The sequence below is a fragment of the Clostridium sp. JS66 genome, assembly GCF_033561535.1.
GTDB lineage: Bacteria > Bacillota > Clostridia > Clostridiales > Clostridiaceae > Clostridium_AM > Clostridium_AM carboxidivorans.
Map to the genome: position 1 here is coordinate 1,437,402 of NZ_CP131467.1, position 23,250 is coordinate 1,460,651.

General features: G+C 32.9%; 22 protein-coding genes. 19 read left to right on the plus strand and 3 right to left on the minus strand.

Annotated elements, in window-relative coordinates; genetic code table 11:
- The first annotated feature begins 19 nt into the window (after nucleotides 1-19).
- The 11 genes from Q6H37_RS06890 to Q6H37_RS06940 all read left to right on the plus strand — a co-directional run bounded on the left by Q6H37_RS06890 (nucleotide 20) and on the right by Q6H37_RS06940 (nucleotide 10,761).
- Entirely contained in the window at nucleotides 20-706 is a 687-nt protein-coding gene (locus Q6H37_RS06890; protein WP_318740319.1) for a BMC domain-containing protein, read from the plus strand.
- Entirely contained in the window at nucleotides 693-1,349 is a 657-nt protein-coding gene (locus Q6H37_RS06895; protein ID WP_318740321.1) for a phosphate propanoyltransferase, read from the plus strand. Before Q6H37_RS06890 ends, Q6H37_RS06895 begins: the two co-directional genes overlap by 14 nt.
- Nucleotides 1,350-1,354: 5 nt before the next feature.
- Nucleotides 1,355-2,182, plus strand: coding sequence for an ethanolamine utilization protein EutJ (eutJ, locus tag Q6H37_RS06900; RefSeq protein WP_318740323.1), 828 nt, complete (start codon nucleotides 1,355-1,357; stop codon nucleotides 2,180-2,182).
- Nucleotides 2,183-2,294: 112 nt separating this feature from the next.
- Nucleotides 2,295-3,107 carry a flavoprotein gene (locus Q6H37_RS06905; RefSeq protein WP_318740326.1) on the plus strand — a complete coding sequence of 271 codons (813 nt, stop codon included), beginning with the start codon at nucleotides 2,295-2,297 and terminating at the stop codon, nucleotides 3,105-3,107.
- A gap of 66 nt (nucleotides 3,108-3,173) precedes the next feature.
- Complete coding sequence (locus Q6H37_RS06910) at nucleotides 3,174-3,449, plus strand: EutN/CcmL family microcompartment protein (protein ID WP_007062662.1); 276 nt, start codon at nucleotides 3,174-3,176, stop codon at nucleotides 3,447-3,449.
- Nucleotides 3,450-3,465: 16 nt separating this feature from the next.
- Entirely contained in the window at nucleotides 3,466-4,470 is a 1,005-nt protein-coding gene (locus Q6H37_RS06915; protein ID WP_318740328.1) for a cob(I)yrinic acid a,c-diamide adenosyltransferase, read from the plus strand.
- On the plus strand, nucleotides 4,454-5,863 hold the full coding sequence (locus Q6H37_RS06920) for an aldehyde dehydrogenase family protein (protein WP_318740330.1): 1,410 nt from the start codon (nucleotides 4,454-4,456) through the stop codon (nucleotides 5,861-5,863). Before Q6H37_RS06915 ends, Q6H37_RS06920 begins: the two co-directional genes overlap by 17 nt.
- A 64-nt stretch (nucleotides 5,864-5,927) precedes the next feature.
- A complete protein-coding gene (locus Q6H37_RS06925; protein ID WP_318740332.1) occupies nucleotides 5,928-7,277 on the plus strand; it encodes a 4Fe-4S dicluster domain-containing protein in 1,350 nt (449 codons plus the stop codon).
- Nucleotides 7,274-7,819: a BMC domain-containing protein gene (locus Q6H37_RS06930; protein ID WP_318740334.1), complete on the plus strand. Its 546-nt coding sequence runs from the start codon at nucleotides 7,274-7,276 to the stop codon at nucleotides 7,817-7,819. The genes Q6H37_RS06925 and Q6H37_RS06930 overlap by 4 nt, the downstream gene beginning before the upstream one ends.
- A 27-nt stretch (nucleotides 7,820-7,846) precedes the next feature.
- Nucleotides 7,847-8,938 (plus strand): glycerol dehydrogenase, encoded by a 1,092-nt coding sequence (locus Q6H37_RS06935; RefSeq protein ID WP_318740336.1) that lies wholly within the window; start codon nucleotides 7,847-7,849, stop codon nucleotides 8,936-8,938.
- A gap of 527 nt (nucleotides 8,939-9,465) precedes the next feature.
- On the plus strand, nucleotides 9,466-10,761 hold the full coding sequence (locus Q6H37_RS06940) for an IS110 family transposase (RefSeq protein ID WP_318733743.1): 1,296 nt from the start codon (nucleotides 9,466-9,468) through the stop codon (nucleotides 10,759-10,761).
- Nucleotides 10,762-11,868: 1,107 nt separating this feature from the next.
- Here the strand turns inward: Q6H37_RS06940 and Q6H37_RS06945 are convergent.
- Together Q6H37_RS06945 and Q6H37_RS06950 are read right to left on the minus strand one after the other, a co-directional pair.
- Nucleotides 11,869-12,915 (minus strand): S1C family serine protease, encoded by a 1,047-nt coding sequence (locus tag Q6H37_RS06945; RefSeq protein ID WP_318740338.1) that lies wholly within the window; start codon nucleotides 12,913-12,915, stop codon nucleotides 11,869-11,871.
- A 63-nt stretch (nucleotides 12,916-12,978) separates the two neighbouring features.
- Nucleotides 12,979-13,395, minus strand: coding sequence for a hypothetical protein (locus Q6H37_RS06950; protein ID WP_318740340.1), 417 nt, complete (start codon nucleotides 13,393-13,395; stop codon nucleotides 12,979-12,981).
- Nucleotides 13,396-13,565: 170 nt separating this feature from the next.
- On the opposite strand from Q6H37_RS06950, the gene Q6H37_RS06955 reads away from it, so the two are divergent.
- A complete protein-coding gene (locus Q6H37_RS06955) occupies nucleotides 13,566-14,435 on the plus strand; it encodes a PhzF family phenazine biosynthesis protein (protein WP_318740341.1) in 870 nt (289 codons plus the stop codon).
- A gap of 109 nt (nucleotides 14,436-14,544) precedes the next feature.
- Here the strand turns inward: Q6H37_RS06955 and Q6H37_RS06960 are convergent, their stop codons facing one another.
- The gene (locus Q6H37_RS06960; RefSeq protein ID WP_318740344.1) at nucleotides 14,545-15,504 is read right to left on the minus strand and encodes a LysR family transcriptional regulator; all 960 of its coding nucleotides are present in this window, start codon (nucleotides 15,502-15,504) and stop codon (nucleotides 14,545-14,547) included.
- A gap of 273 nt (nucleotides 15,505-15,777) precedes the next feature.
- Between Q6H37_RS06960 and Q6H37_RS06965 the strand changes: the two genes are divergently transcribed.
- From Q6H37_RS06965 to Q6H37_RS06995, 7 genes are all read left to right on the plus strand, one after another.
- Nucleotides 15,778-17,286 carry an acetyl-CoA hydrolase/transferase family protein gene (locus Q6H37_RS06965; protein ID WP_318740346.1) on the plus strand — a complete coding sequence of 503 codons (1,509 nt, stop codon included), beginning with the start codon at nucleotides 15,778-15,780 and terminating at the stop codon, nucleotides 17,284-17,286.
- Between the two features lie 54 nt (nucleotides 17,287-17,340).
- On the plus strand, nucleotides 17,341-18,987 hold the full coding sequence (locus Q6H37_RS06970; RefSeq protein ID WP_318740348.1) for a methylmalonyl-CoA mutase family protein: 1,647 nt from the start codon (nucleotides 17,341-17,343) through the stop codon (nucleotides 18,985-18,987).
- 21 nt (nucleotides 18,988-19,008) lie between these two features.
- Entirely contained in the window at nucleotides 19,009-19,404 is a 396-nt protein-coding gene (locus Q6H37_RS06975; RefSeq protein ID WP_318740350.1) for a cobalamin B12-binding domain-containing protein, read from the plus strand.
- A gap of 85 nt (nucleotides 19,405-19,489) precedes the next feature.
- A complete protein-coding gene (gene meaB, locus Q6H37_RS06980) occupies nucleotides 19,490-20,428 on the plus strand; it encodes a methylmalonyl Co-A mutase-associated GTPase MeaB (RefSeq protein ID WP_318740352.1) in 939 nt (312 codons plus the stop codon).
- A gap of 34 nt (nucleotides 20,429-20,462) precedes the next feature.
- On the plus strand, nucleotides 20,463-20,870 hold the full coding sequence (gene mce / locus Q6H37_RS06985) for a methylmalonyl-CoA epimerase (RefSeq protein WP_318740354.1): 408 nt from the start codon (nucleotides 20,463-20,465) through the stop codon (nucleotides 20,868-20,870).
- 252 nt (nucleotides 20,871-21,122) lie between these two features.
- Nucleotides 21,123-22,670 carry an acyl-CoA carboxylase subunit beta gene (locus Q6H37_RS06990; protein WP_318740356.1) on the plus strand — a complete coding sequence of 516 codons (1,548 nt, stop codon included), beginning with the start codon at nucleotides 21,123-21,125 and terminating at the stop codon, nucleotides 22,668-22,670.
- A 110-nt stretch (nucleotides 22,671-22,780) separates the two neighbouring features.
- Entirely contained in the window at nucleotides 22,781-22,993 is a 213-nt protein-coding gene (locus Q6H37_RS06995) for an acetyl-CoA carboxylase biotin carboxyl carrier protein subunit (protein WP_318740358.1), read from the plus strand.
- Nucleotides 22,994-23,250 lie beyond the last annotated feature (257 nt).

The window sequence follows — 23,250 nt, forward strand, 5'->3', positions numbered from 1 at the left end:
AGTTAAAGGGGGCATTTTTATGAAAGAAGCCCTGGGGCTTATTGAAACTGTTGGCATGGCTGCAGCTATAGAAGCAGCAGATACTTGTGTAAAATCCGCAAATGTGGAACTTATAGGATATGAATTAACAAGAGGACAAGGCATGGTAACAGTTAAAATCAAAGGTGATGTAGGTGCGGTAAAGGCAGCTGTGGAATCAGCAAAAGTTAGTGCAGCTAAAGTAAACAAGGTTGTATCTACTTTGGTAATACCAAGACCAGCACAGGGAATTCAAGGTATTATAGAGTCTGATTCAACTGTTGGTATTGAAAGAGAAGAAGATAATAAAAAAGAAGCTTCGGAAGACAACAAAGAAGTAGAGATAGCTAAAGAAGAAATAACCAAACAAGATGAAGAAGAAGAGGCAAAACACGAAGAAGAAAAAGTAATTAAAGATGAAACAAATAAAGAGGAAATAAATAAAGAAAAGACAGTTACAGAGCAAAAAGAGACATTAAATATTCAAAAAAAAACGGAAAAAGAAGAAGTAGAAAAAAAAGAAGAAATAGTTGAACCTAAAGAAAATATAAAACAGCAAGAATTAAAAGAGGATAGCGAAATATGCAATATTTGTCATGATGCTGCGTGTCCTCGTAGAAAAGGACAGCCTAAGAATATGTGTATACATTACAATGAAATGCAAGGTGATATAAATGGCAGAGATTAAAAAAGAAAAGCTCATAGCTGATATAGTAGAAAACATAATGGGAAAATATCAAATAAAAAATACAGAATTTTCAATTCCTGTAGGAGTTTCTAACAAACATATACATGTAACTCAAGAAGATTTAGAAATTCTATTTGGAAAAGGTTATGAACTTACAGTGAAAAGTCCAGTAAAACAAATTGGTCAATTTGCAGCTAATGAAACTGTAACTATAGCAGGACCAAAAGCAGCTTTTCATAAGGTAAGAATACTCGGACCTGTAAGAAGTTATAGTCAAGTAGAAATATCGAGAACAGATGCTTATACTCTTGGAATAAAACCACCAGTAAGAAATTCAGGTGATCTTGAAAACTCTGAAAGCTTATGTGTAATAGGTCCTAAAGGTATGATAGTGTTTAAAAATAAAGTTATATGTGCAAATAGACATATACACATGCTTCCACCTCAAGCAGAGGAGTATGGTGTAAAAGATGGAGATTTGGTTCAGGTTGAAACCAATGGACCTAAAGGAGTAATATTTAAAAATGTTCTCATAAGAGTAAGTACAAAATCTGCATTGGAATTTCATATAGATACAGATGAAGCTAATGCAGCTGAAATTAAGAGTAATGATTTCATAAGAATTATAAGCAAGAATAGGTGATTGATATGGATAGTTTAGATAAGGCAAATGACTTTATAAAGAATATGGAGAAAACCTTTGAAACTCCTCAAGAAATAGATAATAAGACAAAGCTTAAAGTAGGAGTGGATTTAGGTACTTCAAATATAGTAGTCACTGTTTTAGATGAAAATAACAATCCCGTAGCTGGTGAAATGAGAAAAGCATCAGTGGTTAGGGATGGAATAGTAGTGGAATATTTAAAAGCAGTTACTATAGTTAGAGAATTAAAGGAAAAGCTAGAGAAAAAACTTAATAGAAAGCTTGATTACGCAGCTACAGCTATTCCACCAGGAATAAGTTCAGGAAATACAAAAGTTATAACAAATGTGGTAGAATCCTGTGGATTTGAAGTAACAAGTGTAATAGATGAACCAACAGCAGCTTCAAAAGTACTTCAAATTCAAAATGGAGCTGTTGTAGATATAGGTGGAGGAACTACAGGAATATCTATACTAAAGGATGGAAATGTAGTTTACTCGGCAGATGAACCAACAGGAGGACATCATTTGAGCTTAGTAATATCCGGAAGTTTGGATATGGATTATGAAGATGCAGATGAATATAAGGTTAAGTCTGAAAACTATAATACAGTATTTCCACTAGTAAGGCCAGTAGTAGAGAAAATGGCTAATATAATTTTGCATCACGTTAGGGGATATGATGTAAAGACAATTTATTTAGTAGGGGGAACTTGCTGCCTTAAAGATATCGAAAAAGTAGTGGAGAAATATACAGGTATAGAGACAATAAAACCTTATGATCCATTACTTGTGACACCTATGGGTATATCTATGAGTAGTTCAGCTGTTTAGAGTATACATAAAGATATAATACTCATGGATATGAAAAATATTAATAGGGGATTGTACTAACTAGATAACTTAAAGTAAGGTTTATTTGATTAGTAAAAGAGGTGAGTAATAGATGGAAATTGAGCAATTAATAAAGCCTATAGTTACTCAAATATTAAATATGATGAATAAAAAAGTACTATTGTTTATAAGTGGTGGAGCTGTAAATGTAAAAGATATATTTAACACTCTTTCTTCTTACGGAATAGTACATTATGATATTGTACGTACTGATGGTTCCAATAAGTCTATACCAGAAGAATGCATAAAAGGTTTAAATGGAAATTTAATAAATTGTAAAAATGATATGGTAAAGGCTATAAAGGAAGCAGATGTAATATTAGTACCTGTTATGACTAGAAATACTTTAAGTAAATGTGCACTAGGCATATCAGATAATTTAGTTACTCTTGGCATAGCTGAGAGTCTTATGATGAATAAGGAAGTAATAGCAGTAAAAGATAGTTTTGATCCATCCAATAATGTAAATATATCTTTAGGATATTCTAAAAATCCTGTCTACAATAATTTTATTTCAGATTATGAAAAAAGACTTGTATCCTTTGGAGTAAAGTTTATAAATTCAGAACAACTTGATGAAGCACTTCAACAAAAATTAAAATTTGATATAAATATTAACAAGTTTGAAAAAAGTGTAGATCAAGTTAAAAATAATAACTGTGAAGAAAAAGCTCAAGAAGCAAAAATAGATACTTGTAAAAAAGAAAAGGAAAATATAAAGGTTCTATCAGGTGTTTTGACAATGCAAGATATCATAATAGCACTGAATGGAAGTAAAGAATTGCATGTGAAGCAGGGAGCTTTGATAACCTCTCTTGCTCAGGATTATATTTATAACAAGGGCATAGAAGTAAAATATTATTAAGGTGTGTGAAGTAAGTTAGAATTTATACTTTTACTTTACATGCTAGTAGCAAAGGAGTAGAGTAGCATGTTTTTAGCAAAGGTTGTTGGAAATGTAGTTTCAACTCAAAAAGATGAAAAGTTTGTGGGTACTAAGCTTCTTATAGTTAGGAAAATGGATGAAAATAGACAATTAATAGGAGAATCGTTGGTTGCTATAGATACAGTTGGAGCTGGAAACGGTGAAATAGTTCTTGTAGTTACAGGAAGTGGTGCAAGGTATGTTGACACTTCAGAAAGAGTAATTCCATCAGATGCTTCTATTATTGGTATTGTGGATTCTGTTGAAGTAACAGACAGTTAAAGGTGGTGGAAATCCTATGAAAATTTATACAAAGACTGGGGACAAAGGAACAACTAGTCTTGTGGGTGGAAGTAGAACTGAAAAAAGTGATATAAGAGTATGGTGCTATGGCACTATTGATGAAACAAATTCAGCACTTGGAATGGCAAGAAGTCATATAGATAATAAAGAGATTAGGGAGATAATACTTAAAATTCAAAAGACACTTTTTGAATTAGGAGCTGAACTTGCTTCAGTTGGTACTGATAATTATAAAGAAAGAGTAAAAGAAGAAGATATTAATTTCTTAGAGAATACTATTGATAAAATGGAAAGTTTAAAACCAGATATCAATGGATTTATAGTTCCAGGTGGAACAGAGGAATCTTCATATCTGGATATAGCAAGGACAGACGCAAGGAGAGCTGAGAGATATATGACAGAACTTATTTCAAAGTATGATATAAGTGAAAAACTTCTTAAATATGTAAATAGGCTTTCAGATGCTATATATGCATTAGCAAGATATATAGATTATAAGGATATATTTGAAAAGGTACATCAAAATGTAGGAAATATTTTGGGTAACACAGAAAAGTCAAATAAAAATTCAAAAATTGAAAAGCTGGATAGAAATTTGGCAGAATATATAACTTCTCATTGTATAAGAAAGGCAGACGAAATAGAGATTCCTATGGTTATATCTATAGTAGATAATGGTGGAAATTTAATTATGTTACAGCGCATGGATGATTCTCTTTTAGGAAGCATAGAAGTGTCTATGGGAAAAGCTTATACGGCTGTAGCTTTTAAAATGGCCACAAATGAACTTAAAGATATGGCCGTTCCAGAAGGCGAACTATATGGCATAGGAAATTTAAAAAAGGTAATTACTTTTGGGGGAGGATATCCTCTTAAAATAGGAAATAAATTAGTTGGTGCTATAGGTGTAAGTGGTGGAACCGCAGAACAGGACATGCTTGTATCTAAATATGGTGTAGAAGTTTTTGAGGAGGTAGTTTTAAATGGAATTAGAAAGTAATGAATTATCCGTTATAATAGAGAAAGTCCTAAAGGAAATGAATAAAAAAGAGTTTGGTAAGAAAGAAAGCGATGGCATATTTGATACCATGGATGAAGCTGTAGAAGCATCTTATAAAGCTCAGAAAAAATATTCAAGTTATTCATTAGAGCAGAGAGAAAAGTTAATACAAGCTATGAGAAAAGCAATTATGGATAATGCTATGGAAGTAGCTAATTTATGTGTAAAAGAATCAGGAATGGGACGAGTAGATCATAAATATTTAAAACTTAAATTAATAGTTGAAAAAACTCAAGGAACAGAAATTTTAAGACCAGAAGTTTATACAGGAGATAATGGTCTTACTCTTATAGAGCATGGAGCATTTGGTGTTATAGGTGCTATAACTCCATCTACAAATCCAGCAGCTACAGTAGCTTGCAATAGTATATGCATGTTAGCTGGGGGAAATACAGTAGTATTTTCACCACACCCAGGAGCATTAAATTCATGTCTTACTATGATAAGAATACTAAATAAAGCTATTAAAGAAGCAGGTGGACCTGAAAATCTTATAACTTCTGTAAAAGCACCATCAATAGAAAACACAAATATTATGATAAACCACAAGAGAATAAGACTTGTAGTAGCAACTGGTGGTCCTGGAATAGTTAAATTAGTTTTATCATCAGGTAAAAAAGCTATAGGTGCAGGAGCAGGAAATCCTCCAGTAGTTGTAGATGAAACTGCTGATATACCAAAGGCAGCAAGAGACATAATAGCAGGCTGCAGTTTTGATAATAATTTACCTTGTATAGCAGAAAAAGAAGCTATTGTAGTAGAGTCTGTTTATGAGGAACTTATAAAAGAATTTAAGAAGAACAGAGTTGTATATGAACTTACTGATGAGGAAGCAGAAAAATTAGTAGGTAAAGTTTTAAATTATGATGAGAAAAACAAAAAGTATTCTATAAATAAAAAATTTGTAGGAAAAGATGCTAAATACTTATTAGAAAGCATTGGAAAAGATGCAGGTATTGGAGTTGAATGTTTAATCTATAGAGCAGAAAATAGTCATCCATTTGTACAAGAAGAACTTATGATGCCAATTTTACCTATAGTAAAAGTAAGGAATGTAGATGAAGCTATAGAAACAGCAGTAGAAGATGAACATGGAAATAGACACACTGCTATGATGCATTCTAAAAATGTAGTTAATTTAACTAAAATGGCAAGAGCTATAGATACTACTATATTTGTAAAGAATGCACCATCTTATGCCGGAATAGGCTTTGGTGGTGAAGGACATACAACTTTCACTATAGCAGGACCTACAGGAGAGGGAATTACTAATGCAGTAACATTTACAAGACAAAGAAGATGCACAATGGTTGATTCTTTTAGAATAGTATAATTTAAAAGTTGAAAGTTGAGAATTGAGACTCAACTTTCAACATAAAAAGAAAGGGGGGTAACTTGTGAGCCTTATAGATAAGATTCATGAAGCAGGCGTTGTAGGTGCAGGAGGTGCAGGTTTTCCTACGGATAAAAAGCTTAATTGTAAAGTAGAATATTTTATAATTAACGGATTGGAATGTGAACCTCTCCTGCAATCAGATAAATATATAATGAGAAATAAAAGTGATGAAATAGTAAAAGCAGCACAGGAAATAGGAAAATTAGTGGAAGCTTCAAATATAGTTATAAGTTTAAAAAAGGAATATGAAAAAGAAATAGAAGCACTAAAGAAGTCTATAGACAAATTAAATTCTAATGTAACTTTATATTTATCAGATGTATTTTACCCTGCAGGAGATGAACAAACACTGGTGTATGAAGTTACAGGAAGGACAATACCACCAGCAGGTATTCCTTTAAATGTAGGAGCTGTAGTATCTAATGTTAGTACGGTTTTTAATATATATGAAGCTATGGAAGATAAGCCTGTTATGTATAAATATGTTACGGTTATAGGAGAAGTTGGAACACCTTCAATAATTAAAGTTCCTATTGGTACTCCTGTATTAGAATGTATAGAGAGCTGCGGCGGAGCTAAACTTGATGACTATGCAGTAATAATGGGCGGACCTATGATGGGAAAAAGGGTATTAAAGAAGGATCTAGAAAGCAGATTTATAACTAAAACCGATGGAGCTATTATAGTACTGTCTTCAGAACACTATTTATTTAATAGAGAAAAAATTACCATAGAGCATATGAAGAAACAAGCAAAATCAGCTTGTATACAATGTCACTATTGTACTGATATGTGTCCTAGAAATTTAATAGGACATCCTATGCATCCTCATAAAATTATGAGAAATGTGGCTTTTGGCGTTGAGGATGAGGAAGCCTTAAAAGAAACACTTATATGCTGTGAATGTGGAGTTTGTGAAATGTATGCTTGTCCTATGGGATTATCTCCAAAAAGGATAAATGTATATTTTAAAAATGAATTGAGAAAGAAAGGCATAAAGTGGGTAAATGATAAGAAAAGATTTGAAGCATCTTTAGTAAGGGATTATAGAAAAGTACCTACAAAGAGACTTATCAGCAGACTTCACCTAAATGATTATATTGGCCAGGTTTTGAAAGAAGGAGAAGAAATAATACCTTCTAAGGTACAAATACCACTTAAACAAAATATAGGAGCACCAGCTGAAGCCATAGTTTCTTTAGGAGATAAAGTATTTAAAGGACAGAAAATAGGAGAAATAAAAGAAGGAAATATGGGTGCCAATATACATGCTAGCATAGATGGTGTTGTATCAGACATAAAAGATGGCAGGATTGTTATAAAGCTTATGAAGCCAGAGGTGATTGTATGATAAAAACTATAGGAATGTTGGAATTAAACAGTATAGCAAAAGGACTTGAAACAGCAGATAAAGTAGTTAAAGCAGCAGAAGTAGATTTACTTCTTGCAAGAACAATATGTCCTGGAAAATACATTATTCTCATAACGGGAAATGTTGGTGCTGTAAAATCAGCTATAAATACAGGAGAAGAATTTGCACAGGAATATTTGGTAGATAAATTAATGCTTCCAAATGTGCATTATCAGGTTATACCAGCTATTAATGAAGCTACAAATGTGGAGAAAATAAAGGATTTAGGAGTACTTGAATTTTTTAGTGTATCCGCAGCTATAATTGCAGCAGATGCTGCTGTAAAATCAGCTAATGTAGACTTAATTGAACTTAGGTTAGGTATAGGTATAGGTGGAAAATCCTTTGTAACTTTAACTGGAGATGTAAGTTCAGTTAAGAATGCAGTTACAGTAGGTGCTAACACTGCTTTGGACAATGGAATGTTTGTAAATAAAGCCGTAATATCTGGACCAGATAAGCAGTTAATTAAATTTTTATAACTTTCCACATTAAAGGAGGAATAAAATATGGCAAAGATAATAATAGCCCCAAGTAGATATGTGCAAGGAAATGGTGAATTAAAAAATATTAAAGAACATACTAAAGCTCTTGGAAAATCATTTTTCATAATTGCTAGTGAAAATGGAATAAAAAGAAGCAAATCAATTATTGAAGACAGCTTTAAAGGATCAGATGCCAAACTTACCTTTGAAAAATTTAATGGAGAATGTTGTAAAAGTGAAATAGATAGATTAAGAAAATGTGTAAAGGACAATAATTGTGATGTAGTAGTAGGCATGGGTGGAGGAAAAATATTTGATACTGCAAAAGCAGTAGCTTATTATGAAAATCTTCCTGTAGTTGTAGTTCCTACTATAGCGTCAACAGATGCACCTTGTAGTGCTTTATCAGTTATTTATACAGAAGAAGGAGTATTTAGTGAATACCTAGTACTACCTAAAAATCCTGAATTAGTTTTGGTGGATACTGGTATTGTAGTTAAGGCTCCAGCAAGATTGTTGGTATCAGGTATAGGTGATGCACTTGCTACTTACTTTGAAGCAAGAGCTTGTGTAAGATCCAATAGCTTAAATTTAAGTGGAGGAAAGATAACAAAAGCTGCAATTACTTTAGCAGAGCTTTGCTATAATACATTATTAGAAGATGGATTTAAAGCAAAACTTGCAGTGGAGAATAAAGTTTGTACTGAAGCAGTTGAAAATATAGTTGAAGCTAATACATACTTAAGTGGTGTAGGTTTTGAAAGTGGTGGATTAGCAGGAGCTCATGCTATACACAATGGATTTACAGTACTTGAGCATTGTCATCATTTATATCATGGAGAAAAAGTAGCTTTTGGTACTATTGTACAGTTAGTTTTAGAAAATAGTCCAATGGAAGAAATAGAAGAAGTTATTGGGTTATGTATAGATTTAGGACTTCCTATTACTTTGGATGATATGGGAATAACTGAAGTTAAGGAAGAAGAAATAAGAAAAGTAGCAGAAGCTAGTTGTGCAGAAGGTGAAAGTATTCACAATATGCCATTTAAAGTTACTGCAGATGATGTATATGCTGCTATACTTACAGCAGATTCACTTGGAAAGATTTATAAATAATAAGTACATTGCGACATAAACGCATGTAAGCGAAGTAACTTTCAACTGTATTCCGGCTGATATATGCTGTGAAGGAAAACTCACTTCATTAAGAAGTTCTAATGCTTGAGATATTGAAAAATTCCTACCTCCTTGTATAATGTAGCCATAACATTCAATAGAAAACTATCTATACCATTTGTGAATATTACAACTTAGTTTTTTCTTATTATTCGTAATTCTTTTACCCGACAGGGTGTATGTTTCTACTCTAACTTAGTTTTCTATTTTCCCTTAAGGGGAAACCAAATTAGTAAATATTGATGTATAATATCTCCTGAATAGAAGATAGATGGACACCTCCTGGGAAATGACTCTATCGAGTCATTATTACCCGTGACTGAGCATGTCATTCCATCAGTGAGAATTCTGTGTTTAGCTGGTTAGGTTTCCCTTTGGGAATTACCTGTGTCACAAACAAGGTTACAAAATTACTGATAGAAATGGAATATCTATTCTATCTCTTACAAACAAAGGAGATAATGTATATGAGTAAATTTTTTTATAGACCAACAGTTGGAATTGATGTATCCGCAGATTTTTCAGTAGCTGCTATACTAGCACCTAACGGTGAAATTTATAGAAAACCTTTTAAGATTATGCATAATAGAAATGGTTTTGATTACCTAGTAGATCAAATAAAAAAAGTGGAAGAAGAGTTTAGCATGAAAACAGCCATTTTCATGGAATCTACTGGTGTATACCATCTTACTCTTTTCCACTTTCTTAAAGATACATTTGAAGTATGTATCCTTAATCCACTCATTACTAATTGTAACAAAAATGTGGATATAAGAAAAGTAAAAAATGATAAAAAAGATGCATTAACCATTGCTAATATAGGTAAATTTCAAGATGTCAAATATTCTTCTAGTTTTGATATTGAAATCTACACTTTAAAATCTCTTTGTAGAGATTACTATAAATTTACTGATAGTAAATCTACATTTACAAAAAAACTTTCTACGGATTTAAGAGTCATTTTTCCTGGTTACAGGTCTGTTTTTTCAAATATTACAGGAAAAACATCAATAGCCATTTTAAAAAAGTATTCTAGTGCTGAAGCAGTTTTAAATGCTGATAGAGATGAAGTTATTAATCTCATTTCAAGCAATTCTAGAAAAGGGTTAGTACATAGTGAAAAGATATATAAAAAGTTATATGCTGCTGCTGAGGAAGCTGTTTACATTGGTCTTAAATCACCAAGTCTATTTGTAAAAGTAATTAATACTATTGCAATAATAGAATCATTGGAAATCCAAATTGGAAACCTATTAACTGAAATTCATATATTAATGTGTAGCAATAGAATTTCTGATGAATTTAAGAAAAATGTACAATTACTTTACTCAATACCTGGTGTTGGAGATTTTACATCCATTGCAATAATGAGCGAAATTGGTAATATTAAAGGTTTTGTTAAACCTAAGCATTTAGTTGCATATTTTGGCTTAGATCCTTCAGTTAAACAATCTGGTAAGTTTAATAGTAACAAAAATGTTATGTCTAAACGAGGTACCCGAATAGGACGAAGAGCCTTATATGTTGTCGCGTTATCATCCGTACGTAAAAGTAGAAACGGTGAACCAATAAATAAAGTTTTACTTAATTTTTATACTGAAAATATGAAAGGTAAAAGTAAAAAAGTAGGCTTAGTGGCAATAATGCATAAGCTAATTAACTACATATTCTCTGTTCTTAAAAATCAAAAAGAGTATGAATTACGTGACCCTAAAATACATACAAAAATGTATCTTAATAAGCTATCTAAACCAGCAGCCTAACGGCTAAAATAATTAGGAAGTAATTTCCATTATTCGTGTTTTTTAATGGATTTTTTGTGATACCTATTTTTATTAATAAAATTTTTTATAAAAACTTATTGACTTTTACTAGCTGGTCTCAAATGCGACGTCCTGTCGCTTTCGGAGCTTTTGCCTTCCTGGCAAAAATTACGAAATTTTTCAGACCAAGTAAGGAAACTCCTCTTCGTTTCCTCAGAGGAGTAAGCGATTCGCACAAAATCATAGATTTTGGCTCTCTGCTTAACAACTTCTAAAATTCGTTCGAATCTTCCTTCATAGCATATATCAGTCTCCATACAGTTGAAAGTTACTTCTTGATGCATTGCGTTTACACATAATACATTATGATATGACTCTTAATAAAAAGCGTAGCTTTCATAATACTTATTACTTGGTTTGCGCATATTTAAATTATTTTAATAATACCCTATGGCGCAGCCTGAAAAAATAGTAAGCTAGTTGATTATTAACTGTATCTGAAATATTTGTATGTTTCAGCATTATATTTTTCAATCATATAAATAATAAGTCTCTTTTAAGACATTTCAGAAGAATAGGAAGCAGCTGCTTTTTAAACTAAATATATTAGCCAAACAGCAGGCTTCGCCTTAATCTTTAGGCTTTGTAAGTTATGATTATAAATATAATTTGACTTACTAAAATTACTTATAACAATGTAATTAAATGTGTACACATAAAGTCACTAGTTTGAATTTTAACTTTTATGCAGTGATATATGATAAGGGTGTCATCACATTAGCTAAATTGTTTTAGTATTATTCTTAGCTCAAAATTTTTGAAAGCCTTAGAACTTTAGTCCTGTCTGAGGGAACCGAGTTTGACAAAGTTCTTAGGCTTTCAAAAATTTTGAGCTTTAGAATAAATTGGAAACTCCTCTTCGTTTCCTCAGAGGAGTAAGCGATTCGCACAAAATCGTAGATTTTGGCTCTCTGCTTAATACATTTAGCCGTGATGACGCCCTTATCATATATCACGGAATGAAAGTTAAAATCCAAACTTCCACTGCACCCTTGTATCGCATTTTTTTTATATTAAATCAAAATTGTATGTGCGAAAGTTGAGTTTTTAACTAGAAGATTTTATTTTCACATTAAAATCTTTAGTACCAGTTGAAGTTTTTGCTGTTACCTTTACTGTATTACCTGCTCCTATGGTATATACAGTTTCCCTTAAATCGTTCATGCTTTTTAATTCTTTACCATTTATAGAAAGAATAATATCACCTTTTTTAAGCCCTGCTTCATAAGAACCACTTCCAGCAGCTATATCATAAATATAAATACCCTTTTCAAAATTTATGTCTAAGTATCCAGCCATGGATTTATCAAAGCCAACTATCCCAATAACAGGAGTATTAAATTTGCCAGTTTCTTTCAAACTTTTTAGTACTGGCTTAACTATATTAATTGGTACGGCAAAGCCTATACCTTCAGCACTGGTAATTTTTGCAGAATTTATAGCAATGACTTCTCCATTTATATTTGAAAGAGGCCCACCGCTATTCCCAGGATTAATAGAAGCATCTGTTTGAATTAAATCTTCCATAAAGGTACCTTCACTTGCTTCAATAGTTCTATTTATGGCACTTATAATTCCAGAAGTAACAGTTCTTTGGAATTTTAATCCTAATGGATTTCCTATGGCAATAGCAGTTTCGCCTATTCTAACTTTAGATGAATCTCCTAATTGTACAGGAGTAAGGTTTTTTTCATTTACTTTAATTATGGAAAGGTCTAAGCCTTCATTTGACCATACAGTATTTGCAGAAACATCCCTCCCATCATATAGAGAAACCTTTATACTTTTAGCATCAGTTCCAGCTACATGATTATTAGTAAGTATGTAGCCACTATTATCAATTATCATTCCAGAACCAACACCTTGAACTTCCTTATTTCTATTGCTTGTAAAGGTAGTTGTAATACCAACTACAGATGGTATTATTTTTTCTGCAGCAGTTGTTATAGGAGAAACATTTGTAGAGGTAGTATTTGGAGTGCTTTCCTGAGCACTTGAACTATTTTTATTAAAACTACATCCACTAAAAGTAGAAGTAATTAAAAGATTTATTAAAATTGCAGAAATTGCTTTAAATATTTTCGAGATAATCACCACCTTACAATATTTTAAAAATTATATTTAAATATAAATCACAAATAAGATAATTTGTAAGGATTATAATTTTGGATGAATATCTTCCAATCTATGAGGCAAATCCAAATTAGGATTAGTTAAATCACCACCAGCATTTTTTATAATATCTTTAGCTTTATCAGCATCTTTTTCCTCTAAGTTTACAATTACTCTATAATTTACATCTGTTATTTCTTCAAAGCCGCCCATTCCACTTACCATAGGACTTGCTGCAGCTAAAGGTCTTTTTGAAACATCATCAGAAAGTCCACCAGAATTAAGCACAAGAGATGACAAAGTTTCAGCCTCATTTATGGCTTTTGGAGGATCATTTCTATCATTATATTCCACATAATGGTCATTTAAATCTACTACTGATTTATTAAAGCCTTCTGATTTTAATTTTTCAACAGCACTGTTGGCATTTTTTATACCACTAAAAAAAGCTTCAATTTTCATTATAATCAACCCCTTTAATTTTATATAGTGTAATAAGTATTTTTTCACTGTAGGGTAAATATTATTCTAAATTATATAGATCAAAGTTTCAAATTATCTCAATTGAATTCAAATATAAGGTGTATAATATTAATAAAAATGAAAGATTTTATATAAAAGGAGAGGTTTGAATGCAAATAAAAGTTTATACACTAAATGCTTTTGCTAAAACAGATAATGGAGGGAATCCTGCTGGAGTTGTTTTAAATGCAGATTCTTTATCGGTATATGACATGAAAAAAATTGCAGAAAAGGTTGGCTTCTCAGAAACAGCTTTTATTAAGAAATCTAATAAGGCTGATTTTAAGATTAACTTTTTTACTCCTAATAAGGAGGTTGATTTATGTGGACATGCTACTATTGGAACCTTCTATTTGTTGGCAAGTAAGGGAATAATAAAATCAGGTCAGTACACTCAGGAAACTAAAGCTGGCATTTTAAAAGTGGAATGTAGAAATAACAATATGATATATATGAATCAGACTAATCCTAAATTTTATGAAGTGTTAAATAAAGCAGATATAGCTGATTCATTAAATATAGATGAAGAGGAAATTATGAGTGATATTCCCATTCAAATCGTGTCTACAGGATTAAAGGATATTTTAATTCCAATTAAATCATTGAAGTCATTATATAAAATAAAACCTGATTTTCAGAAAATAGCTCATATTAGTAAAAAACAAAATGTTGTTGGATATCATATTTTTACATTGGAAACAGAACATGGTTCTACGGCTCACTGCAGAAATTTTGCACCCTTATATGATATTTGTGAGGAAGCTGCAACAGGAACATCAAATGGGGCATTAAGCTGTTATTTATATAAATATGGACTTGTCTCACAAGAAAATATTAAAAATTTGTCTTTTGAGCAAGGATATTCTATGAAAAAACCATCAGAGATTTTAGCTAGTCTGATAGTTGATAATGAAGAAATTAATGAAGTAAAAGTTGGTGGAATTGCTTTAAATATTAAAGAAAGAAATATTGAATTGTGATAATGTACAAAAAATTGGACAATTTCACATAATGTTATATAAGAAATGCAAATGACGGTAGAATCGAAAAAATCTTCCATCATTTGCTATCAGCTTTGGATTAGCCATTTTATATATGAATGCTACGATAAGATATACTGCTATATTTTCTTTCTCTTTCTTTTAAATTTAAAATTTCCTTTGCAATATTAATAAACTCATTAGTTGCCTTCGTAATATACTCTCCACGCCTGTAGGCTACGACCAAGGTCAAAGTTATATTATCTATCAAAAAATTATTATGCTGATCTGCATCTACGTTTAAAAGCCATATAACATTTTCAGGTACGAAAGTAAATCCCATGCCAGCAGCAGCAATACAATATGCAGTATCAAGGTTTTTAGTTTCCATAAGAACATTTGGTTTGAAATTGGCTCTCTTAAATATTTCATCCATCAAAAGTCTCATTCTCTGCCCCTGTTCTAGTAAAATAAACGGCTCATCTTTTAAACAATTAAAATCGATTTTACAATTGTTATCTTCTAGGGGCATTTGAGAATCACATATCCAATGATCTTTTGGAGCTACAAGAAACACTCTTTCAGTGGCTATAGTTTCATATAGAATTTTTTGATTTTTCATTGGAAGATTTAGGATGGCAATGTCTATTTTACCACTTACCAGCATTGCCTCTAATCGCATAGTCACATCTTCTTTCATTACTATTTCTATTTCAGGATATTGCTTGTGAAATTCTGGTAATACCAAAGGTAGCACATGTCTTCCTGCCTGATGAGGTACACCAATTACAAGACGTCCTTTTTTTGAACCTGCGATATCACTAAGTTTCCTTTTCATTCCAGTGTTTAAATTGAGAATATTTTTAGCAGTTTCAACATATATCTCTCCTGCATAAGTTAGAATCATTGAACTAGCACTTCTATCAAACAATTTTACACCCAAATTATTTTCTAATCTCATAATGTATTGACTTAAAGAAGGCTGGGTTATGTACAATTTCTTTGCTGCTTTAGAAATGCTTTTTTCTTCTGCGATAGCCATTACATATTCAAATTGATAAATATCCATTTTAAATCCCTCCTTTTTTCATATAGTTTCATCCTATGGATATCATAATTATAATAACATTTTACACATAGTACGTTGAGGATTACAATATAATTATTAAATAATTATTTAATGATTCACAATAATCATAATAATCTTAATAATGAGAATATACAATGCGTACGCATAGAATAATAAATAACTCTAATGTAAAAACTCCTTGAATATTGAATTTAAATAGTTCACATTACAATAGGTACGGTAAAACAAATAAATTAGGGAAGTGATATATAAATGATTGACATTAAGGATCGTGTTCGTAGCAAAGCTTTGCATTCTAAGATTGTTACTGCTGAGGAGGCGGCAGCGATCATCAAACCAAACATGAACATAGGCGTTAGTGGTTTTACTCCATCGGGGTATCCAAAGGCAGTCCCATTGGCTTTGGCTGAAAGAATGAAGAAAGAAAAATTTCAAATTAATCTGTGGACAGGAGCTTCAGTTGGCCATGAGCTTGATGGAGCACTATCAGAAGCTAATGGTATTGCAAGAAGGCTACCATACCAAACAAATAAGGACTTGCGTAATAAAATTAATAGTGGAGAGGTTCAATATATTGATATGCACCTTAGCCATGTTGCACAAATGGTTCGCTATGGTTTTTTAGATAAAGTTGATGTTGCTATTGTGGAGGCTTGTGCTATTACTGAAGAAGGTTATATTATTCCAACAACATCACTTGGAAATACAGCTTCTTATGTTCAAAGTGCTGATATTGTGATTGTAGAAATAAATACCACTCAACCACTGGAATTGGAAGGCATGCATGATGTCTATATCCCACTGGATCCTCCTAATCGATTACCAATTCCACTTACTAAGGTTAATGAACGAATTGGTACTACTTATATTCCAGTTGAGCCTGATAAAATTACTTATATTGTACCTTGTGATCGTCCCGATGTTACGCGTTCACTATCAGAAATTAGTGACGATGATTTAGCCATAAGTAGCTATCTGATGGATTTTTTCGATTCTGAAGTTAAACATGGCAGGTTGCCAAAAAATTTATTGCCATTGCAATCAGGTGTAGGATCTGTGGCTAATGCTGTTATATCAGGTATGGTGAGATCGGAATATAAACACCTCAGCGTTTATACAGAAGTTATTCAGGACGGAATGTTTGATCTTATTGATGCTGGTAAATTGGACTTTGCATCCGGAACTGCATTGTCGCCTTCACCAGAGGGTTTAAAACGATTTTATGCTAATATTGATGAATATCGCAATAAGATTTTACTTCGACCACAGGAAATATCTAACAATCCGGGATTAGCTAGACGTTTGGGAGTAATAGCTATGAATACGGCTATAGAATTTGACATATATGGTAATGTAAATTCTACTCATATTATGGGCAGTAAGATGATGAATGGTATTGGTGGTTCGGGTGATTTTGCTCGTAATGGTTACTTAACAATCTTCTTCACTAAATCTACTGCTAAAAATGGCGCTATTTCCTCAATTGTTCCGATGTGTTCACATATTGATCATACTGAGCATGATACTGATGTGTTCATTACTGAGCGTGGAATAGCAGATGTTCGTGGCCTTAGTCCAAAAGAACGTGCACGTGTCATTATTAAGAACTGTGCTCATCCTGACTATCAGCCAATGTTGATGGATTATTTGGAAAGAGCGGAGAAGGCAACAGGCTTTGCACAGACCCCTAACCTTCTTGATGAGGCCTTATCTTGGCACTCTAGATTTTTAAATACAAAATCAATGAAATTCAACGGATAAACATATAATGATAATTACTTTACAAATAATGATAATGAAAAGGAGAAAAAGAGTATGGCTAATGAATCAATAAAAGCTAAAATGCAGGCGTATGATGCCAAAGTAAAAAAAGTTTCTGAGAAATTTCCAGAACGTAAAAATCTTGCCCACAATAGATTATATACTCCGCTAGATATAGAAGGATTTGATTATGAGAGCAAATTGGGCTTTCCAGGTGACTATCCTTACACAAGAGGTGTACAACCTACTATGTATCGTAGCCGTTTCTGGACTATGCGTCAATATGCTGGATTTTCCACTGCAGAAGAATCAAATAAAAGATACAAATATCTTCTAGATCAAGGACAAACTGGCTTATCATGTGCTTTTGATTTGCCAACTCAAATTGGTTATGATTCAGATGACGAACTTGCAGATGGTGAAGTTGGTAAAGTAGGAGTGCCAATCGACTCTTTAGCCGATATGGAGGTGCTTTTTAAAGATATTGATCTTAGTAAGGTTTCAACCTCAATGACCATAAATGGTCCAGCAATGGTACTATTAGCAATGTATATTGCAGTAGCTGAGAAACAAGGCGTTTCGGCTGACAAACTTAAAGGTACCATTCAAAATGATATATTGAAAGAATACTCAGCTCGTGGTACTTATATTTTTCCACCTAAACCTTCTATGAGGCTTATCACTAACATATTTGAGTATTGTTCTAAAAATGTTCCAAAGTGGAATACTATTTCCATTTCAGGATATCACATCCGTGAAGCCGGATCTTCAGCAGTTCAGGAAATTGCATTTACTATTGCCGACGGCATAGCTTATGTTGAAGCAGCTATTAAAGCTGGCCTAAATGTTGATGATTTTGCTAAAAGACTTTCCTTTTTCTGGGATGTTCATAACGATTTTTTAGAAGAAATTTGTAAATGCCGAGCTGCACGTCGTGTATGGGCTAAAGTTATGAAAGAAAGGTTTAATGCAAAGGATCCTAAGTCTATGATGTTACGTACTCATATGCAAACTGCTGGATCTATGCTTACTGCTCAACAACCTGAAAATAATGTTGTACGTGTTGCTTTACAAACAGCAGCTGCTGTTTTAAGCGGAACTCAGTCATTGCATACTAATTCTAAAGATGAGGCACTGGCATTGCCAACAGAAGACTCAGTACGTGTAGCTTTGAGAACTCAGCAAATCGTTGCTTATGAAAGTGGCTTGGGTGATGTAGTCGATCCACTAGCGGGTTCTTACTATATTGAAGCTTTGACAAACAAAATAGAAGAAGAATGCTGGGAATATATCAAAAAGATTGATGACATCGGTGGTGCTGTTGAAGCTATTGAAAAAGGTTATATCCAAAAAGAAATTCAAGAGAGTGCATATAAATGGCAAAAAGCAGTGGAAAGTGGAGAACGAATTATCGTTGGTGTAAATAAATTCCAGATTGAAGAGCCACCAGTGAAAGGTCTTCTTCATGTAGACGAATCTGTTTCTATATTGCAGAAAGAAAAATTAGCTAAAATGAAAGCTAAACGAAATAGCGTTGCACTTGAAGCAAAATTAGCTGCCTTAGAAAAAGCTGCAAGAGATGAAAATAAAAATTTAATGCCGTTTGTAATTGACACTGTTAAAGAATATGGAACTCTTGGTGAAATCTGTGGCGTATTGCGTAAAGTATTTGGTGAATATCAACCACAAGATAATTTATAAACGAAGAAAAAAGGAGGAATAATGATGAAAAAACATATTAGAGTATTAGTAGCTAAGCCAGGTCTTGATGGACATGACCGTGGAGCTAAAGTTGTAGCCCGTGCTCTTCGTGATGCTGGCTTTGAGGTAATCTATACTGGACTGAGGCAGACACCAGAAATTATCGTTGAAACAGCATTACAAGAAGACGTTGATGTAATTGCTGTAAGCATATTATCAGGTTCACATAATACTTTATTTCCAAAGATAATTGCATTAATGAAGCAAAAAAATATGAGTAGTGTACTTCTGATCGGTGGTGGAGTTATCCCATATGAAGATATCCCAGGTCTCAAGAAAGCTGGAGTTGCCGAAATATTTGGACCAGGAACTCCTACACAAGTAACTATTGATTATATTAATGAAAATGTAAAATAGTATTGTAGAGCAAGATAGTCGGTAGTATTTTCAACTACTATCCTTAGTTCTTATAATATTTGTAGATAAGGTGGTGGCAGATCTAATGGATATAGTTAAGGAAATTTTGAATGGCTCGCCGTATGCTTTGGCACGGGCTATTACAGCAATAGAAAATGAATATGATGATGCATTTTCTATTATGAAAAAAATATATCCACATATTGGTCGAGCGCATGTAATTGGTATTACAGGACCGCCTGGAGCAGGTAAAAGCACTCTGACTGATAAATTGGCTAAGCAATATCGTGAGCAAGGAAAAACTGTTGGCATTGTTGCAGTTGATCCTACTAGCCCGTTTTCTGGTGGTGCCATTCTTGGTGATCGTATTAGAATGAATAAATTGACTATGGACCCAGGAGTGTTTATACGCAGTATGGGAACTCGTGGAAGTCTTGGAGGTCTGGCACTTAAGACTTCTGATGTTGTGAAATTATTGGATGCATCGGGTAAAGACATTATTTTTGTTGAAACTGTTGGAGTAGGTCAGTCAGAAGTGGATATTGTTAAAGCTGCTGATACGACAATAGTAGCTTTGATTCCTGGTTTAGGTGATGATATCCAGGCTATCAAAGCTGGAATCCTTGAAATTGGCGATATTTTTGTGATAAACAAAGCTGATCATGACGGTGTTGAACGATTAAATACTGAGCTTGAAATGATGCTTAACTTAAATCAGAGTACGGTAGATTGGCGTCCACCTGTTAAACGAACAATCGCGAGTAATGGTAGTGGGGTAGAGGAACTCATAAGTAAGATAGAAGAACATATTAGCTATCTCAATCACTCTAATGAATTGGCTATTCGCCGAACAAAGCGTACGCGAAATGAGCTTTTATCACTTCTTAATGAACAGATTAGTCGCCGCATGTTAGCCAAGATAACAGTATCTGGTGAGCTTGATTCACTGGTAACTAGTATCGAACAACGAATGCACGATCCTTATACCGTTGTTTCTAAATTATTAGATAATTATTTGCGTTAATACTAATTTAAGATAAATAAAGGGAGGTAATCTTATGTTTAATGTTTTAAAAGTAGATCATATTGGAATTGCCGTAAAAGATTTAGAGGTTGCTAAAGAGTTTTATACTAAGAAGTTAGGTATGGAGGCACATGGTGAAGAAGTAGTTGATTCACAACATGTTAAGGTTTGCTTTATTCCTAGTGGTGATAGTGAAATAGAGCTTCTTGAATCCACTTCGCCAGATGGTCCAATTGCTAAGTTCATTGAGAAGAATGGTCAAGGAATTCAGCATATTGCTCTTAATGTAGATAGCATTAAAAATGCTTTAGCTGATCTCAAAGCTAAAGATGTTAGACTAATCGATCAAGTTCCACGTTATGGTGCGGGTGGTGCAAGTATTGCCTTTGTTCATCCTAAATCCACTGGTGGTATTTTACTGGAACTAACACAGCGTGAATAAATATCAAGATATCGCCTAAGGTTCTATTTTAAATTTTTTAGTTAGGGTCTTTCTAGGTAAATCAGACATAATAGAGAGTTAGTGTTTTTATGCGAAATTTTAAAATCTTTTAAATTTAAACGCCTATACTAGATTATTGGCGCTAGCATCGCGAGATTAGCGCCAATAAGCTAATATCACTCTTTGCATTGAAAAATACAAATTGGATTTCACTAGAGTGCAGTGAAAGAAATTATTATAGGAGGTTTCTAAATGGTTATTGATAAGATTAAAGAGTTACATGAACTAAAACATAAGGTATCACTAGGCGGAGGAGAAAAAAGAATAAGCAAGCAGCATGCATTAGGTAAATTTACTGCAAGAGAAAGAATTGAACTTTTACTAGATGAGTCAAGCTTTACTGAAATTGATGCATTTGTAAAGCATAGATGCACAGACTTTGGTATGGGAGCTAAAGAGGCACCTGGAGAAGGTGTAGTTACAGGCTACGGGACAGTAAATGGCAGAATTGTATATGTATTTGCACAAGATTTTACTGTAATGGGCGGCTCTTTAGGAGAAATGCATGCTAAAAAAATAAGTAATGTATTAGATTTGGCAATGAAAGTAGGTGCTCCAGTAGTTGGCATGAATGATTCAGGTGGAGCTAGGATACAAGAAGGAGTAGATGCACTGTCAGGTTATGGAGAAATATTCTATAGAAATGCAATAGCTTCAGGGGTTATACCTCAGATATCTGTTATCATGGGACCATGTGCAGGAGGAGCAGTATATTCTCCAGCTCTTACAGACTTTATATTTATGGTAGATAAAACTAGTCAAATGTTCCTAACAGGGCCTCAGGTTATAAAGACAGTCACAGGTGAAGAAGTGACAGCAGAAGATTTAGGAGGAGCCAAGGTACATAATAGTATAAGCGGTGTGGCTCATTTTATGGCTAAAGATGAAAAAGAGTGCATAAAAGAGATAAGAAGGCTACTTAGCTTTTTACCATCAAATAATTTAGAAACTGCACCAATATTATCAACAAATGATGATCCAAATAGAATAGAAGATAAACTAAATAGTATATTACCAGAGAACCTAAGAAAGCCTTATAATATGTTAGATATTATAAGAACAATAGTTGATGATGGAGATTTCATGAATGTACAAGCAAAGTTTGCTAAAAATGTTATAACAGGCTTTGCAAGACTAAATGGTTCCAGTATTGGGATTGTAGCAAATCAACCAAAGGAACTAGCAGGTTGTCTTAATATAAATGCATCAGATAAGATTGCAAGATTTATTAGAACATGTGATGCATTTAATATACCAATACTTACCCTAGTTGACGTACCAGGATGCCTACCTGGATTAAAACAAGAATATGGTGGAGTAATAAGACATGGAGCTAAAGTATTATATGCATATTCAGAAGCAACTGTTCCAAAGATTACAGTTATTATAAGAAAAGGATATGGTGGATCATATGATGCAATGGGAAGCAAACAATTAGGAGCTGATATTGTATATGCATGGCCTCAAGCAGAAATAGCTGTAATGGGACCAGAAGGAGCAGCTACTGTAATATTTAAAAAAGACATAAGTAATTCAGAAAATCCTGAACAAACTAAAATTGAGAAAATTCAAGAATATAAAGATAAATTAGTAACACCATACATTGCAGCAGGTAGGGGATTTATTGATGACGTAATAGAACCATCAACTACAAGACCAATGCTAATAAAGGCATTTAAAATGCTTTCAAACAAGAAAGAAACAAGACCATTCAAAAAACATGGCAACTTACCGTTATAATAGCGACCAAGTAACATTAATTAATACTTGCTTAGCTTCATATTTTTGTTTGTGAAATAAGATTAGAGAAATGTTTACAAGATCTTAAAAAATATTAGGAGGTAAAAACAATGGCAAATCTAACAAGTCCCATGACAGGCAAAGTGCTTAAAATCAACATTCAGGTAGGTCAAGAAATTACTGACGAAGATGCTGAATTATTTATAATAGAAGCTATGAAAATGGAAAACACAGTATCTGGAGCGTTAGGGACAGTGAAAGAAATAAAGGCCAATGTGGGTGATATAGTACATGAAGATGATGTCATAGCAGTAATTGAATAAAAAGCTATAGATTTTATTAATACAAATATGCTATCTAAGTTCGTGTATGGATGCTGGTAAGAATTCATACTATGTGGGTTTTTATTGAGCAATTATTGTAATTAAGCATATAACATAACTTTAAGCATCTGTCTTAGAGTTGATTGATTTTTCACTATTTAGAAATAATTTTGATATGATTCTGATAAATTCCTCTCATCTAGAACTTGACTTAATAACCTTATAGAATTGTCTTCTTCAATTATGTATTCAGTACT